Source organism: Chryseobacterium sp. CS2K3 (genome assembly GCF_059515185.1).
On the sequence record NZ_JCAKRW010000006.1, the window covers coordinates 115,237 to 131,808 of the forward strand.

At 34.6% G+C, this 16,572-nt stretch carries 12 protein-coding genes and 1 tRNA gene; 10 read left to right on the top strand and 3 right to left on the bottom strand.

Features of this window, described 5'->3' with window-relative positions:
• The first annotated feature begins 32 nt into the window (after window positions 1-32).
• From bshB1 to AC5YGG_RS12100, 4 genes are all read left to right on the top strand, one after another.
• A complete protein-coding gene (gene bshB1 / locus AC5YGG_RS12085) occupies window positions 33-752 on the top strand; it encodes a bacillithiol biosynthesis deacetylase BshB1 (RefSeq protein WP_496144739.1) in 720 nt (239 codons plus the stop codon).
• Between the two features lie 35 nt (window positions 753-787).
• A tRNA-His gene (locus tag AC5YGG_RS12090) sits at window positions 788-863 on the top strand.
• Between the two features lie 486 nt (window positions 864-1,349).
• Complete coding sequence (locus tag AC5YGG_RS12095; protein WP_496144740.1) at window positions 1,350-1,784, top strand: hypothetical protein; 435 nt, start codon at window positions 1,350-1,352, stop codon at window positions 1,782-1,784.
• A gap of 26 nt (window positions 1,785-1,810) precedes the next feature.
• Window positions 1,811-6,853 (top strand): DUF4132 domain-containing protein, encoded by a 5,043-nt coding sequence (locus AC5YGG_RS12100; protein ID WP_496144741.1) that lies wholly within the window; start codon window positions 1,811-1,813, stop codon window positions 6,851-6,853.
• Window positions 6,854-6,974: 121 nt separating this feature from the next.
• Here the strand turns inward: AC5YGG_RS12100 and AC5YGG_RS12105 are convergent, their stop codons facing one another.
• Window positions 6,975-7,310: a DUF3276 family protein gene (locus AC5YGG_RS12105; RefSeq protein WP_002976288.1), complete on the bottom strand. Its 336-nt coding sequence runs from the start codon at window positions 7,308-7,310 to the stop codon at window positions 6,975-6,977.
• A gap of 99 nt (window positions 7,311-7,409) precedes the next feature.
• Window positions 7,410-9,071 carry an ABC transporter ATP-binding protein gene (locus AC5YGG_RS12110; RefSeq protein ID WP_496144742.1) on the bottom strand — a complete coding sequence of 554 codons (1,662 nt, stop codon included), beginning with the start codon at window positions 9,069-9,071 and terminating at the stop codon, window positions 7,410-7,412.
• Window positions 9,072-9,162: 91 nt separating this feature from the next.
• Here AC5YGG_RS12110 and AC5YGG_RS12115 point away from each other — a divergent pair, with 91 nt between their 5' ends.
• From AC5YGG_RS12115 to AC5YGG_RS12140, 6 genes are all read left to right on the top strand, one after another.
• Complete coding sequence (locus AC5YGG_RS12115; protein WP_065395303.1) at window positions 9,163-10,068, top strand: transcription antitermination protein NusB; 906 nt, start codon at window positions 9,163-9,165, stop codon at window positions 10,066-10,068.
• A gap of 1 nt (window position 10,069) precedes the next feature.
• Window positions 10,070-10,579 carry a DUF1573 domain-containing protein gene (locus AC5YGG_RS12120; RefSeq protein ID WP_496144743.1) on the top strand — a complete coding sequence of 170 codons (510 nt, stop codon included), beginning with the start codon at window positions 10,070-10,072 and terminating at the stop codon, window positions 10,577-10,579.
• A gap of 10 nt (window positions 10,580-10,589) precedes the next feature.
• On the top strand, window positions 10,590-10,952 hold the full coding sequence (yajC, locus tag AC5YGG_RS12125; RefSeq protein ID WP_496144744.1) for a preprotein translocase subunit YajC: 363 nt from the start codon (window positions 10,590-10,592) through the stop codon (window positions 10,950-10,952).
• A gap of 131 nt (window positions 10,953-11,083) precedes the next feature.
• Window positions 11,084-11,818 carry an SDR family NAD(P)-dependent oxidoreductase gene (locus tag AC5YGG_RS12130; protein WP_496144745.1) on the top strand — a complete coding sequence of 245 codons (735 nt, stop codon included), beginning with the start codon at window positions 11,084-11,086 and terminating at the stop codon, window positions 11,816-11,818.
• A 303-nt stretch (window positions 11,819-12,121) separates the two neighbouring features.
• Window positions 12,122-12,967 carry a mechanosensitive ion channel family protein gene (locus AC5YGG_RS12135; RefSeq protein WP_496144746.1) on the top strand — a complete coding sequence of 282 codons (846 nt, stop codon included), beginning with the start codon at window positions 12,122-12,124 and terminating at the stop codon, window positions 12,965-12,967.
• A 106-nt stretch (window positions 12,968-13,073) separates the two neighbouring features.
• Entirely contained in the window at window positions 13,074-14,597 is a 1,524-nt protein-coding gene (locus AC5YGG_RS12140) for a T9SS type A sorting domain-containing protein (RefSeq protein WP_496144747.1), read from the top strand.
• Window positions 14,598-14,630: 33 nt separating this feature from the next.
• Here the strand turns inward: AC5YGG_RS12140 and ligD are convergent, their stop codons facing one another.
• Complete coding sequence (gene ligD, locus AC5YGG_RS12145; protein WP_496144748.1) at window positions 14,631-16,505, bottom strand: DNA ligase D; 1,875 nt, start codon at window positions 16,503-16,505, stop codon at window positions 14,631-14,633.
• Between the last annotated feature and the right edge of the window lie 67 nt (window positions 16,506-16,572).

A 16,572-nucleotide genomic window follows, 5' to 3' on the forward strand; every position in this document is an offset into this window, starting at 1 on the left:
AAGTTTTTATTTTAAACCTTATATTTGATTATATGAAAACTGATATACTTGCTTTTGGAGCGCATCCTGACGATGTAGAATTAGGATGTGGAGGAACTATTGCTAAAATGGTTTCAGAAGGAAAAAAATGTGTAGTGGTAGATCTTACCCGAGGAGAGCTGGGAACGAGAGGTACGGATGAAACAAGAAAAGCAGAAGCGGCTGATGCTGCAAAGATTCTTGGGCTTGCAGCAAGAGAGAACCTGGGAATGAAAGATGGCTTTCTTGTCAATTCTGAAGAATACCAAATGAGGATCGTAAAAATGATTCGCAAATACCGCCCGGAAATCGTCTTAGCCAATGCTATTGATGATAGACATCCAGATCATGCAAAAGGAGCGAAATTAGTGTCTGATGCGTGCTTTTTGTCCGGACTGAGAAAAATTGAAACGATTTTGGAAGGAGAGCATCAGGAAGTATGGAGACCCAAGCATATTTTTCATTATATTCAGTGGAAAGATATTAAGCCGGAATTCGTTATTGATATTTCAGAATTTCTCGATAAGAAGATTGCCTCATGTATGGCTTATAAAACTCAATTTTATGATCCGACATCTAAGGAACCTGAGACTCCGATCACGACAAAAGACTTTTATGAGAGCTTAACATACCGTGCTCAGGATTTAGGGCGATTATCGGGAGTGACTTATGCTGAGGGCTTTACGTCAGAAAGATTAATTTCTTTGAAAAATTTTGATGGAATTGTTTGGTAGTTGAGAAAATTGTCCTATATTTGCACTCAGAAAACGGTGATTGTAGCTCAGTTGGTTAGAGCGTCGGATTGTGGTTCCGAAGGTCGTGGGTTCGAGACCCATCATTCACCCAAAGAAAGTACACTTTTTGAAAGTGTACTTTTTTATTTTATTCCAACTCAGGAACAAAATATAAATACGATTCTATATTTTTTCAGAATGTTTTTTACTGCTTTTGATTTGTTTATTCTTTGTTGGTGCTAAAAATGGTAAAGCGTAGTTGAAATTCCGGATGTTTTTGATTGTAAATGTTGGGGGCTAAGCAAAAAAATCTGCATACTTTTTATTGAAGAAACATATTCTTTTAATCGCAAAGAAAGATGATTCAAATGTTTTATTTTAGGAAGCTAAGAAGAGTGACTTAAAATAAGGTGATAAAAACTTTGTGTCAAATTAAATTCCATAAATCGCTAACAATGCGATCCCGGTTTTTGAGATTAATCCAATTTAACTTCACTGTTTTTTATTTCTATCTATTCTTGATATTCATCATAAAACCTCAGTTTGAGCCATTAGCAGTAGAAAATTTCCCTATATTTAACTGCACTAAGTTTAAATATGGAAATAAAAGTCACTGTAAAGCAGTTGGGGAAAAAGTACCCTGTTCTTTCGGAACAAAAAATTGACATCAGATACGATGATCCAAATATTTCATTAGAAAATTTATTAAAGCTAATTGTTCAGCAGCAGGTTGAAATGTTTAATGCAAAATCGTTTGAGCTGGAGGATGAAGATGATACTAAAACCCCGGCGGATAATTATCTGAATATTCTTACAGATACTGGAAAAATAGGTTTCGGGAGTATTTATAATCTGAAAAAGGCTGATGTACAAAAAGCACAGGAAAATGCTATTCAGGCTTTTGAAGATGGAATGTTTGCTGTATTTTATAATGATGAGCAACTTGAAGACCTTACTCAAACAATCGATCTGAATTTACAATATACATTTACCTTTATAAGACTCACTTTTCTGGCAGGGAGTTATTGGTAATCAAACTATACTAACAAACAAAATACATGGAAATCACAAAAAAATTAGAATCGAAAAAACTTGTTAAGAACTATTTTGAAAAACTACGGAAAGATCTTCTAGGTCTGGTCGAAAATGGAGTCTCTACACAGGTCTTTCCAGAGAAGCCTGTACTAAAGAAGGAAGTTGCAGAACTAGCCTTAGTCCTGATGGGGAAAACCAATTATTATCAGGCTATGACATTAGGTTCAAAAGAAGCGGAAAAGTTTAAAGGTCTTATAAAACCTGATATTTGGGAAGATCCGGATTATTATCAATTGCTGGTTTATTATTTTGGTGAGAATGCTGATCTGGTAAAGTATGCTTGGAATCGGATGCCTTATAAAATGTACCAAAGAGGCTATTATCGCCGTTCTTTCAGAGCTCCCCATAACGAAAAGCATATTCAGCTTAATCAGGCTAACCTGATCCGCGAATTACTGCGATTTACAGCCGAAAATTCATATGACCATCAGTATTATATGCTTTCATTGGAGGAACAGATCATTTATGATAATGAGGTTTATAATAACAGTCATCAGTTTTATATTTGGTCTGCAGCCATTGACACCGGGAACACAGGTATTTATCAATTGATTGAAGATATTCTATTCAATAAACATAATGAAGGTAAAGTATCTTTAAATATTATAAAAGCTCTGCTGAATAGTGAGCAGAGACATTGTTGGGAACTGGTAGAAAAACTTTTGCTTGCAGCACAGAGACAGGAAGGGCTAAGGCAAACCATTCTTGAAGCATTAGACGAAACAAGTATTGGAGCGCTGGAATATATGATCAATGTAATTATTGAACATAAGCTAACCCGCTTTTCATCTGTGGTACGTGGAGTTGATACCTGGACAGGATTAGGCTGGGAAGCAGAGAAAGAAACTGTTGTCAAAGGAATTTTATCATTAGCTTCAACTTACTTCAGTCATCCGGAGCAGATTCCCGTGGCAATGAAGAGCAAAAATAATAGTGAGATTTATATGGCGCTTTGGGTACAGGGCGTTTGGGATGTAGATCAAACAGTTCCTTATCTGCATGAGTTATTTGACAAAGGCAATGTGGAGAAAAAGTGTCTGGCTATAAAATTTGCTGCTGAAACTGAAGATCCATATATTCAAATGCCTTTGTATTATAAAGCGATATTGGAAGGTAATGTAGAAGTACTTGCTTTCGCAGGTAGCTATTTATCCACATTATTAGGTGCAAATACTACGACGAAATTTTTCATTAATAATCCTGATTATCCTGATTTCTTTGAAAAGATTCATGAACTTACTCAAAAAATAGATGTCAAGGAAAAGAAATTTGAAGGAAAGATATTTTCGTGGTTGAAGGTTACTTTCAAAAAAAGTGATCTTTATGAATCCATGTTTTATCTGGTAGGAGAGGATAGTAATAAACTTGATATTCTGCTTTCTTATTTTGATCAGTTTGATCTTTCATTGCGTGAATTGTTGACCAGAAATATATTGCGCGAATTTTATTGTTATTCTTTATCCTATGCTGTAGGAAAAAAGAAATTAAAGGTAACTGCATTTCAAAAGGAGTTTGCTTTTAAAATTTTAAAAGACAGAGGAGAGGCATTGATCGCATCGGGGATTAATATTCTGATGCAGGATCCTTTAAATAAGGATGAAATTATGTTTTTCTTTGATCTCTTTAAAAGGAAGGGTGGTGTACTTCGTAAAAAACTTATTGAGCTTGTCATTCAGCAGGAAGATGGTGTCGTTGCACCATTAGTGGAAGAATTGATGGCTAAAGGTGATCTGGAGCAACGCGCAGCTTCTTTGGATATTATGCTTCAGCTTCAAAAAGAGAAAAGAGCAGCCGTTCAGATTACCAATTGGACGAAACAATATGCTGAAAGATCAAAAATAACAGAAAGAGAGCAAGGTTTATTAGATCAGATCAATCCATCCGCAGATGAGATGATTCTTTCTGAAGATAATGGATATGGTTTTTATGACCCTACAGTAATTTCAAAATTTGAATTACCAAAGGTGAAGCCTGATTCGATATATGCTCAAGCAACTAAAAAAGAGAAATATGGGTTTACAAAACCTATGGATGATATAAAAGCGGAAATAAAGAAACTTAATGATTTGTTTCTGAAGCATAAAGACTACGAATATGAATCTGAAGAATGGGATGGCTCTGTAACCACTTTATTAATGGGGAATACTTTCCGCCAGATTAAGCGAAATACGGAGAATTTCACGCCGGAGCAATCGGCAGAGAACTATCCTTTGCATGAAATTTGGAATCAATGGTATCTGGATTCAGGTTTACAACCAAGAGATCTGTTTTTATTAACATTGGCTGAAAGTTGTGATAGAAAAGTCTTCAGAGAATTTATGGAGAACTATGTATTCTACTATAAAGATGTTTTAACAAATCCTTTGAAAGGAAGATATGCGTGGGAAAATCCAATCTTAATGATTTTAAACGCACTGAAAGATAAATTTGTATTCGAAGAAAAGATTGATTTTGCTATAGATGCAGCGAGCACGCTCTTTGCTAATCTTCCTGAAAGCATTATCAATTATAAAGGAAAAGATAGCAATGATTATTATTACCAGGATCAGGGAAATGGCTGGCAAAAGCTTGATTTTTTCATGCCTTTTTTATGGGCTATCCCTGCAACCGGACTTACTGATGAACAGCATATCAAACAATGGAACTTATACCGTTGGATGCAATATAACGGGTTAGAAGAAAATATCAAGAAATCAGTGCCTAATTTCTATTTCTTTTGTAAAGCTTATGAATTAAAACTCATTACTAAAGAAGAGCTATACGAAGGAATCCTCACTGCTGATTCAGCTATCAGAGACCTTACGAAAGTTAAAGCGAATCATTACAATAACGTAAAGTATCTTGAGGTATTTCCTTTTCTGAAGCCAATGATTACAGAAATACAGGACAAATTCCTTGATATAGAGCTTATCAGAGGTGACTCCAATACAGCAGTTTCTCATTTTGTACAACAGTTTCAAGCTATACATGGTGCCAATCGGTTTGCCCAGATTTTAAAAGGTCTTGGAAAAACAGGATTGTATGCTAATTATATATACAGCTATGGTAATGAAAGTATGACCAAGCAGAAGTTGTTCTCGAAATTAATTTCAGAATGTTATCCTTTAGAAAGTGATACGCAGAAGGCTTTTGATGAAATGATGAAGAAAGAGAAGATTTCAGAGCTTCGTCTGATTCAGGCTGCGGTATATGCTCCACAATGGCAGTCATTAGTGAGTAATTATCTAGGTTGGAAAGGATTGGATTCAGCTATTTGGTGGATGCATGCTCATACCAAAACAGGAACTTATGAAGAACAGAATGCCAAGCTGGAAAGTGAAGTCGCTAAATACTCATCTGTAGATATTCAGGAGTTCAAAGACGGAGCAGTAGACAAAGACTGGTTTACTAAAGCTTATAAAGAACTTGGTAAAGCTCGTTGGGAGATGCTGTATGAGTCTGCAAAATATATTTCTGACGGAAACGGGCATCGAAGAGCAAGGCTCTATTCGGATACCTTATCAGGGAATTTAAAGATCAAAGAAGTTACGGCTAAAGTAAAAGACAAACGAGATCAGGATTATCTTCGTGTATATGGGCTCGTTCCTTTAAGTAAAACCAATCCAGAGAAAGATGTCCTGAACCGATATGAATACATTCAGCAATTTAAGAAAGAAAGCAGAGAATTTGGTTCAATGAAGCAGGCAAGTGAAGCTTTGGCTATTCGTGTAGCTCTGGAGAATTTAGCCAGAAATGCCGGATATCCTGATCCTGTAAGACTTACCTGGGCTATGGAAACCAAGCAAATTCAAGGGCTTTTATCAAAAGATACTCAGGTAACTATTGATGGAATAACTGTAGGGTTAATTATAGAAGATAACGGGAAAGCAGAACTTGTGGTATTCAAAGACGATAAACAGCTGAAGTCTATTCCTTCGAAGATTAAGAAAGATAAAGCAGTTGTAGAACTCACTAATAATCGTAAGATCATGCGTGAACAATGGAACCGTTCAAGAAAAGGACTGGAAGAAGCAATGATCAGAGGCGATGAGTTCTTCTTAAAAGAAATCCAAACTCTTTTTGAACATCCTGTCATCGTAAAACATCTGGAAAAGTTAGTCTTCATTTCGAATGATAATAAAATAGGTTTCTATCATGATGAAGCTCTCGTAAATGCTCAAGGTGAAATTCAGGAATTGAACGAAGGAAATACTTTGCGTATTGCCCATTGTGTAGATTTGCATCAACATTCAGTCTGGAATGATTATCAGCATTATTGCTTTAAAGAAAAATTAATCCAGCCATTCAAGCAGATTTTCCGTGAGCTTTATGTTCCCACTCCTGACGAATTAAAAGAAAAATCAATATCCCGCCGGTATGCAGGACATCAGATTCAGCCGAAGCAGGCATTGGCTTTGCTTAAAACAAGAGGCTGGAAAGTAGATTATGAAGAAGGATTACAGAAAGTTTATCATAAAGAAGGCTTCCAGGTAAAGCTTTACGCAATGGCAGATTGGTTTTCACCTGCTGATATAGAAAGTCCAACGCTTGAAACAATAGAGTTTCATTCATTAAAAGATTATAAGAACATTCCTTTTGAAAAGATCAATCTAAGGTTATTCTCAGAGGTGATGCGTGATGTAGATCTTGTGGTTTCTGTGGCTCATGTGGGTGGGGTAGACCCGGAAGCTAGCCAATCTTCTATTGAGATGAGAAGTGTATTGATGAAGGAAACCGCACGTTTATTTAAGCTGGATAACATCAGGATTGAAGGTTCTCATGTATTAATAAAAGGACAGCTGGCAGAATATAGTGTACATTTGGGAAGTGCAGTGGTGCATCAGATGCCGGGAATGTATTTATCCATACTGCCTGTTCATTCACAGCATAGAGGCAGATTATTCCTTCCTTTTGCAGATGATGATCCTAAATCCGCAGAAGTAATATCCAAAGTCTTATTATTGGCGAAGGATAATGAAATACAAGATCCGACTATACTATCGCAGATCAAGCGTGAATATGTATAAATAAGAACATAAAAATCAAAAGGTATGCTTTCATAAGTGTACCTTTTATTTTTACATAATCCGATTTCAGGGCATAAAAAAAGCACCTTTTTCAGATGCTTGTGTTTTTAGATATTCTTTTTTAAACTTCGTCGTCAGAATCTATAGTGTAAGATCTGCTTTTGAAATCTTTGTCATGTTTTTCTGAAATTACATCCTCACCCTTTTCATTAATGATGAAATCTGTGGACTCATTAAACATCTCCTGAAAACTCTTAAAATCTTCCTTGTAAAGGTAAATTTTATGCTTCTCGAATGTAGCTTCCCCATTCTCTCCGAAATTTTTCTTACTCTCAGTAATTGTAAGATAATAATCTCCTGCTTTCGTCTCACGCACATCAAAGAAATAAGTTCTTCTTCCTGCTTTTAACACCTTAGTGAAAATCTCATTTTCATGGCGTTCCTTGTATTCACTCATTGTTAGATATTTTTTAATCTTGTTAAGAACAAATATAAAAGAATTCTTTTAATCACAAAATTTTTTTTATGATTTATTTAACAATTGAGAACGAAACAGCTATGCGGTTACAGAATTGGTAATTTCGGTGAGGTTGATGATCTGATGTGCTTTTTGAGCGCTAGACTCTCTGTGTGTGATAATTATGGAGGTCGCATTACTGATTTTTCTATCAATATTTTCAAGGATATTCTGCTCTGTTTCGGTGTCTAAAGCAGACAGAGAATCGTCAAAAATAATGATATTTGGGTCCTTAATTAAGGCTCTGGCAATACAAATTCTTTGCTTTTGTCCTCCCGAAAGCATTACCCCACGTTCACCAACAAGTGTTTTATATTGCTCCTTAAACTCCACAATATTTTTATGAACATCTGCAATCTTGGCATACTCCACTACTTTTTCATGAGATGGATTATCGATGGCAAAACCAATGTTATTTTCAATGGAATCTGAGAACAAATAGCTTTCCTGAGGAATATATCCAATGAAGTTTCTGTAGTTGTCCAGATTGTGCTCTTTAAGGTTTTTACCGTCAATCAGAATTTCCCCTTCCGTAGGATCTATTAATCGGCACAGAAGAAGAGCTATTGTAGATTTTCCACTTCCGGTTTTACCCATGATTGCTAGAGATTCTCCTGCTTTAATTTTAAAACTAAGATTATCCAGCGCTTTAATCCCTGTATTAGGATAAACATAAGAAACATTTCTGAATTCAATATCTCCTTTGATAGGGTAATTCTCAAAATTAGTATTTACAATTTCCGATTTTTTATCCATGAATTCATTAATCCTCTGCATAGAAGCTTCTGCTCTCTGATTCACGGAAGTTACCCATCCTACCATAGAGAAAGGGAAAATCAAGGTGTTGATATACATGAAGAAATCTGCAATTTTACCGATGCTTAATTCTCCGGCAATATATTTTGTTCCACCTATCCAGATAATTGCAACATTTAGTAAACCGATAACAAACAAAATGATGGTAAAGAAATAAGCCTCTGTTTTAGCAAGATCCAATGCCTTATTCTGATAATCGGTAACTTTAATTCCGTAGTTCTTTTCAATGTATTTCTCTCTTGCAAAAAATTTTACCACACGGATTCCCGAAAAGCTGTCCTGTACAAAAGTTGAAATCGCAGATTGGCTTTTCTGCATGACCTTCGACTTCTTATTGATAATAGAACTTACTTTATAAATTGCAAAAGATAATATGGGAAGCGGTAGCAAAGTCCATAAAGTCATCGAAGCATCCGTTTTTACCATATATATCGCCGTGATCAGAACAAGGACGATAAGGTTGGCAACATACATTACTCCGGGACCCAGATACATTCTTACAGCAACCACATCTTCACTTAACCTGTTCATTAGGTCTCCAATAGTAGTCTGCTTATAATCCGTTAAAGATAAATCCTGATAATGCCTGTAAATTTTATTCTTCAGTTCATACTCAATCCTTCTGGAGGCAACAATAATGGTCTGTCTCATCATAAAGGTGAAAAAACCTGTCAGAAGAGAACACCCCACGATGATCCCGACATAGATCAGAACCTGATTGTTAAAGCCCAGATTTCCATTTTTTGTAAGTTCATCCACAGATTTTCCTACGAATTGGACTTTATATATATTGAAGAAATTACTGGCAATGATAAATAATACCCCCCAAAACAATAGTATTTTGTGTTTCCAAAAATAGGGGTTTAAGGTTTTTAGCGCTTTCATATAGTTTTACAAAATTACAAAAATGTCATCATACTACGAATTCAATCAATTTTAAATTTTGTATCTTTGCACTCATTAAAAAGCTCTTTGAATGTTAGGAAGACGACAAATCCGTGAAAAAGTAGTACAGGCAGTGTATTCATACTATCAGAACCCTGTGAAATTTGATGTTTTAGAGAAAAACATGTTCGCTGGAATAGAGAAAATCTATTATCTCTATATCTATCAGCTTAACTTTTTAGTAAGTTTAAAAGAATTGGCTGAGCATCAAATTGAAATTGGGAAGAATAAATTTCTTAAAACCGATGCTGATATTAATCCTAACCAAAAATTCATCAACAATCAGGTATTGCTTAAGCTTGAAGAAAATCCGGAAAGATTATTCTTCACAGGTCAGCACAAGCAGCTGAAATGGGATATGCATGATGATTTATTGGTGAAGACTTTCCAAAGAATTACTGCTGGAAAACGTTATCAGGATTTCATGAAAGAAGAAGGATATTCTTTTGAAGAAGATCAGAAGTTTATCGGGAAATTATTTTTAAGATATATTGCTGAAAATGAAGATTTCCACGATTATCTTGGGGATAAGGAACTTTCATGGTATGATGATATCCATATTGCCAATTCAATGGTGCAGAAAACAATCGGATTCCTGAGAGAAGATGAGGAAAGCAGAACTTTGATCAAAATGATTAAAGATGAAGATGACAAAACTTTCGCCAGCAAATTATTGAAAGATACTCTGAACAACTGGGAAAACAATGAGAAAAAGCTTGAGGAAAGATTAGAAAACTGGGATCTGGAAAGAGTTTCCCTAATGGATAAAGTAATCTTATCTACAGCAATTGCAGAGCTTGATAACTTTGCTTTTACACCTTCAAGAGTCATTATTAATGAATATATCGAGATCGCAAAAGTATTTGCAACAGACCGTTCGAATATCTTCATTAATGGTATTTTAGATAAATATTGTAAAGATCAAAATAGAATATAAAATGAAAAAGACGTTATCAATTATCGCCTTGTCAATTATAGGCTTTGGATTAGTTTCATGTAAAAAAGAAAACAAAGAAGCTCAAAGCCCGGAAACTGTAGCTACGGATTCTACAGTAGTAGGAACACCAGCAACAACTGATTCTGCTGCTACACCAGTAACAGGAGAAGCACAAGCTGCACCGGTTTCTAACGAGCCATCAACTTCTATTGCTTTATCTGAAAGCAACTTCGATTTTGGAAAAATCAAAAAAGGAGACAAAGTAGAGCACGTATATGAAGTTACCAATACAGGAAAAAATCCTTTAGTTATTTCTGAAGTAAAACCTGGATGTGGATGTACAGCCCCTGATTTTACAAAAGAACCTATCTTACCTGGTAAAAAAGGAAAAATTACGTTACATTTTGATTCTTCAAACTTTGACGGAAATGTTCAGAAATATGCTGATGTTTTCGCAAACGTAGAGAAGGCTCCAATCAAATTAACGTTCACTGCGAACATTCAACCGTAATTTTTAAAATATGTTGACAGTATTTTTACAGGCACAGGGTGGATCTTCACCTATGATGCTGATCATGATGGGAGTGATGTTTGTCGGGTTTTATTTCCTGATGATCAGACCTCAGATGAAGAAGCAGAAGCAGGAAAAAAACTTTCAGGAAAACCTTAAAGTGGGAACTAGAGTAGTCCTTACTTCTGGTCTTCACGGAAGAATAGCTCAGGTTCAGGATGACGGTTTTGTAATCGAAACATTGTCAGGAAAACTGAAATTTGAAAAAGCTGCAGTATCAAGAGAAATGACAGAAAGCCGTTTCGGTGATAAAGCAAAAACTGCTGACAAACCAGTAGAGAAAAAAGAAACAGCAACTGAAGAAAATAAATAATTCAGTCTGAAAATAACAAGCTGCGGCGGGTGAACGAAGTTCACCCGCCGCAATTTTTTATACAATACAATAAAGATGAGTTTTGCTGTTGATGAATACATTAATGTTTAATAAAAAATTATCTTTGCCACATGAATCAAAACACAAACAAAACTGTTCTCATTTTAGGTGCTAATTCAGATGTAGCAAAGCAATGCATCAAACAATATATCGAAAAAGGCTTTTCTGTAATAGCTGCTTCAAGAAATACACAATCTTTAGAAGGCTTTATCAGTACAAACAATCTGGATCAGTCAAAAATTAAGGTTTTGTATTTTGATGCTGCAAATTTTGATTCTCATCAGAAATTTTATGAAGAACTTCCTGTAAAACCACATATAGCTATATATTCCGCAGGTTTCCTGGTAGATAACCAACTGGCTTTAAGGGATTTTAAAGGAGCAAAGCAAATGATGGAAGTTAATTATATGGGCGGCGTTTCAATTCTGAATATAATTGCAATGGATGAAACTAATAAAAACTTGGAAAGAATCGTTGGATTATCGTCATTATCCGGAGTAAGAGGAAGAAAAAGTAACTTTGTTTATGGCAGTACAAAAGCTGCATTTACCCAATATCTTGCAGGATTAAGACAAGAATTGGCTTCAAGAAAAATAATAGTGAATGCTCTGGTGATCGGTTATATCAGGACAAAAATCAATGCGGGGCTTGAGCTTAACGAATCTTTAATCATGGAGCCGGATTATGTTGCAAAATTTATTGTTAATGCCGGAAATTCTTTCACCATTGTTCCGAATTTTAAATGGAAAATCATTTATCATATTCTTAGGCTCCTACCGGAAAGTTTAGCTGCAAAGCTTCCTTAATCATACATAATTAAACAATTAAAGTCAGAAAAATCACTATAAAATCCACTTCGGTATTTTTTTTGTTACTGTAGAAATCGAAATTATTTCTTATCGGTAAAACCCGGTTTTTTGAATGATCATTGAGTAAGCAGAAATATCTGATCTGCTTTCAATCTGTTTTCATAAATGATGGTATGACTTTAACTCTATAGATAGGGCTAAAGACAAGTTTCTTTTGTAAAATCATGTTTTGTACATTTTTAAAATCTTAATACCATAAGGAATAAATATCCGTATGACATATAAATAAGTAATATAAAAATGGACGATTTAGAATTGAACAACATTCAAAAACATTGGGATACTTTAATTTCTTCGGCAATTGCCTGGGCTCCTAAGATCTTCACTGCAATAGTTTCTGCATTACTGATTTACCTGATTGGTTCTTGGATGATCAGAATGATCAAAAAACTTGTGGAAAAAGCTTTTAAAAAGCGTAATATGGAAGCTTCATTACAGCATTTCCTTTTAAACATTATCAATTGGGGACTTAATATTCTTCTCTTTATCGTAGTGGTTACTCAATTAGGCGTACAAACCTCAGCATTTGTCGCTATGATTGGTGCCGCAGGTTTAGCGGTAGGTTTGGCATTACAGGGATCTCTGACCAATTTTGCGGGAGGAATTCTTATTTTACTGTTAAAGCCATTTAAAATCGGGGATTTTATTTCTACCAATTCTGGTGTTTCCGGAACAGTACAGGCAATTGATATTTTCCATACAAAATTAATCACACCACAAAATCAACTGATTATTATTCCTAATGGAGTTGTTTCTAATAACAGCATTACCAATTTTACACAATTGGGTACAAGAAGGACCTCTTTGGATATTGGAGTTGCCTATGATGCGGACCTTAGAAAAACAAAGGAAATATTAATGGATGTGATCAGAAAGAATCAACATGCGCTTACAGAACCAGCACCACAAGTGGTGGTAACAACACTTGGTGATAGTGCGATCAACTTATCTATCAGAGTAAGCACATCTAGTGAGAACTTCTGGAAAATGAATGAAGAACTGATTATCGACTGTAAAGAAGCGTTAGATCAGGCTGGAATCGGGATTCCTTTTCCACAGAGAGATATACATGTTTATAACAAATAATTTGATTAGATTTTAATAAATAAAAGTCCTGTATTAGTAACTAATGCAGGACTTTTATTTAATTATCTTAGTGAGATTGTATTATATTTGCGGAAATATAATAACCATGATTAAAAAACTATTCCTTTGCTTAGGAATCTTCAGTGCAGCAGTTTTCTCAGCACAAAATCAATTTTTAGACCCTACTTTTGGAACGAATGGAGTATTTACATATACGCCGAATAACGCGTATGGATTTGCGTACGAAACAGGGGCTGTAACTTCTCAGAATAAGATAATTGTAAGTGGAAGTCATACTGCGGGTCCTTATGTAGACCAGACAACAAATTTTGTTCAGAGATTAAACGCCGATGGTACTATTGATAATACTTTCAATACTCTAATAATTCCACCCTCTAATCAAAATGGTTCTTATACTCGTTTGCAAAAAATTTGTATTCAGCCAGATCAGAAAATCATTTTGGGAGATATGATGGCAACGAAAATTTTACGATTAAATGAAAATGGAACTTATGATATGACATTTGGTAATAATGGGATTGTTTACAAGTCTGTTATTAGCAATTTTCTGGATAATTTAGGAGTGGCAGCAGGAGCAACATTAAAAAGTATGAAACTAATAAGTTCAGGGAAAATTTTGATATGCATTAATAAATTGAATGGTTCATCTTTTATAACCCTTAGGCTTAACCAAAATGGAACAGTAGATTCTTCTTTTGGAACAAATGGGATAATATTACATGATGGTGATTTTGCAAATTTAGTAGTTCAAGATGATAAAAAAATAGTATTAATAGGGCAACAATTTGATGGAACTATTTTGAAATCTAGATATTCTGAAAATGGTATTTTAGATTCTACTTATAGTAATGGTACTTTGCAGTATACTCCACTGCAAGGGTATAATACTTTTCTTTTGAGCTCTTTAAGTAAACATAATAATACATTTTTATATGGTTTTTCTTTATCGGGAACAGGTCCTGCTCTTAATATTTTAATAAAACTGGATCAGAATGGTAATCTTGACAATAGTTTTGGGATGGGTGGAGTTGTAAGTGAAAGGTATTATAGTAATAATGATTATTATGTAGATCAAAATGGCTTATACCCAACATTATTATCTGATACTAGTGATAATCTCTATGTAACTGGTATGGCAACACCAACATTAGATCCAATGGCTTTGAATCAGTATGTCAAGAAATTTAAACCGGATGGATCTGTTGATACAGGTTTTGGAAATAATGGAGTTGTAGATATCGATTTAGGTTACAGGGACACGTCAAGATCTGCTATAATAACACCTGATCAAAAAATTATGATGTTTGGAAATCATCAAACCCCTAGTAAAGGTATTATCACCAGAGTATTAAATAATACAAATACTTTGTCTGTTAAAAATCAGGAGGTTCAAAAAGAAAGGTTAGGTATTTATCCTAATCCTGTTAAAGACATTCTTTATTTGAAAAATATTAAAAGTAAAGATTCAGATGCAGAAGTGATGGATCTAAGTGGAAAAATAATAATGAAACTTATAATCAATAATAACAAAGTTGATGTAAGTAGTCTTGTGAAAGGAGTTTACTTTCTTAAAGTTGGAGAAACTACTCATAAATTTATCAAAGAATAATAAAAAAGACGAGATTTTTTCTCGTCTTTTTCGTTAGTTATTTTCTAGCAATTCCAAAGCTTTCATCATATCAATTCCCTTACCCAGAACAGGTTTAAATAAATCACCCTTTTCTTTGATTCTTTCCAAAGCATTTTTAATAGTGAAATCAGTAGGCTTTACTCCGGGTTTCAGTTCTTTCCAATCCAGAGGCATAGAAACTGAGGCTCCTTGTTTAGGTCTTAAACTATAAGCGCTTGCCAGAGTTTGTCCCGTTCTGTTCTGAAGATAATCAAGATAAATTTTATTGGTATCTCTTTTTTGTAAACTTCTTTCTAACGTTGTAATTTCAGGTAATCTTTCATGAACCTGCTTCATCAGAATATGTGCAAAATCTTTTACCTGGTCAAAATCATATTTTCCACCCATAGGAATATAAATATGAATTCCTGTACTTCCTGAAGTTTTACAGTATCCTTTTATTTTAATTGAATTTAAAACATCATTCACTTCAAGAGCTGTTTCAATCACCTCATCAAATGTGTTTTTCTTTGAAGGATCAAGATCTAAAACAAGATAATCAGGATGCTCCAGGTCTGGCAATGAACTGTTCCATGGATTGAGGTCAATACATCCAAGATTATTTAAATAAGCTAAAGTTGCTTTATCGTTACAGTAAATGTAATCAATATACTTATCATTAGATTCAGAATACACTTTTGTTGTTTTTATCCAATCCGGGATATGATCTCCGGCATCCTTTTGATAAAATCCCTGTTCCTCAATTCCGTTGGGAAAACGGTTAAGCGATAACGGACGATTTTTTAAATATGGTACAATATATTCTGCAACAGATTGATAATATTCTATTACTTCTCCTTTCGTAATACCATCCTTAGGAAAATATACTTTATCCTGATTTGTAAGTTTTATAACATGTCTGTTCAGGGTAATTTCTTTTTCCTTTTCATTACTTTCTGCTTTTTTAGAAGGTGCTTTAGCTTTCATATTACTGGATTTTTTATCAGATGTTTCAATCAAAGTTTTTATATCTTCCGGCTCTTTATCCTCTCTGATACCTACGAAAACTGGATGCCGGAAAATTCCGTCTTTGGTAATTTCAGAATATTTAATTTCGCATACGAGTTCAGGTTTCGTCCATGTTACAGGCATATTTGTTTTTGGAACAATGTCAAAAGGAGAAGATTTTACAACCAATTTCTGAAGTCTTTGATAGAGTTCCTTTAAAGAAGCATTATTAAAACCAGTTCCTGTATGTCCACAATAGATAAGGTTTCCATCAGTATATTTTCCTAAAATCAAAGCTCCAAAACTTTTTCGTGAACCTCTTGGTGCCGTGAAACCGCAGATAATCGCCTCATCAGTATTTGAAAATTTAATTTTCAGCCAATCACTTGTTCTGTAGTTTTCCACATACTGGCTGCTGGCTTGTTTTGCAATCATTCCTTCCAGTTTCATCTTTTTCATCTGATCAAAAAAATCAATTCCTTTTTCCTGAATATGATCACAATATTTAATCGTATCAGTTTCTATCAGTGCCTCCTTTAAAAGTTCTTTTCGCTGAAGAAGAGGAAGTTCCTCAGTAGAATGACCGTTTAGCCAAAGAATATCAAATACCTGATAAGCCAAAGCCATATTAGGGTGATCTCCGATTTGCTGTAATAGCTGAAAATTAGGCTTTCCCAGATCATCATAAGCCACAATTTCCCCATCCAGGATCATCTGATATTTCTGCTGAGTGAAATCCTGAACGACTTTATCAAATTTTGACAGAAAAGAAATCCCGTTTCGGGAGTAGAATAGCGGGGCATCGTGGCTAAGATCAGCAATAGCTCTATAGCCATCCCATTTTATTTCGAAAATCCAGTCTTTATCATCAAATGCTTTTTCATAAGGTTTGGCAAGCATCGGTTTGATAAAAGACTTGAGTTTTTTTTCATTGGTTAAAGCATTAAAACTTCTAAATTGCTTTTCT

Coding starts and splice junctions, on each gene's coding strand:
- bshB1 (WP_496144739.1), top strand. CDS start 33: ATGAAAACTGATATACTTGCTTTTGGAGCGCATCCTGACGATGTAGAA.
- AC5YGG_RS12095 (WP_496144740.1), top strand. CDS start 1,350: ATGGAAATAAAAGTCACTGTAAAGCAGTTGGGGAAAAAGTACCCTGTT.
- AC5YGG_RS12100 (WP_496144741.1), top strand. CDS start 1,811: ATGGAAATCACAAAAAAATTAGAATCGAAAAAACTTGTTAAGAACTAT.
- AC5YGG_RS12105 (WP_002976288.1), bottom strand. CDS start 7,310: ATGAGTGAATACAAGGAACGCCATGAAAATGAGATTTTCACTAAGGTG.
- AC5YGG_RS12110 (WP_496144742.1), bottom strand. CDS start 9,071: ATGAAAGCGCTAAAAACCTTAAACCCCTATTTTTGGAAACACAAAATA.
- AC5YGG_RS12115 (WP_065395303.1), top strand. CDS start 9,163: ATGTTAGGAAGACGACAAATCCGTGAAAAAGTAGTACAGGCAGTGTAT.
- AC5YGG_RS12120 (WP_496144743.1), top strand. CDS start 10,070: ATGAAAAAGACGTTATCAATTATCGCCTTGTCAATTATAGGCTTTGGA.
- yajC (WP_496144744.1), top strand. CDS start 10,590: ATGTTGACAGTATTTTTACAGGCACAGGGTGGATCTTCACCTATGATG.
- AC5YGG_RS12130 (WP_496144745.1), top strand. CDS start 11,084: ATGAATCAAAACACAAACAAAACTGTTCTCATTTTAGGTGCTAATTCA.
- AC5YGG_RS12135 (WP_496144746.1), top strand. CDS start 12,122: ATGGACGATTTAGAATTGAACAACATTCAAAAACATTGGGATACTTTA.
- AC5YGG_RS12140 (WP_496144747.1), top strand. CDS start 13,074: ATGATTAAAAAACTATTCCTTTGCTTAGGAATCTTCAGTGCAGCAGTT.
- ligD (WP_496144748.1), bottom strand. CDS start 16,505: ATGCTTGCCAAACCTTATGAAAAAGCATTTGATGATAAAGACTGGATT.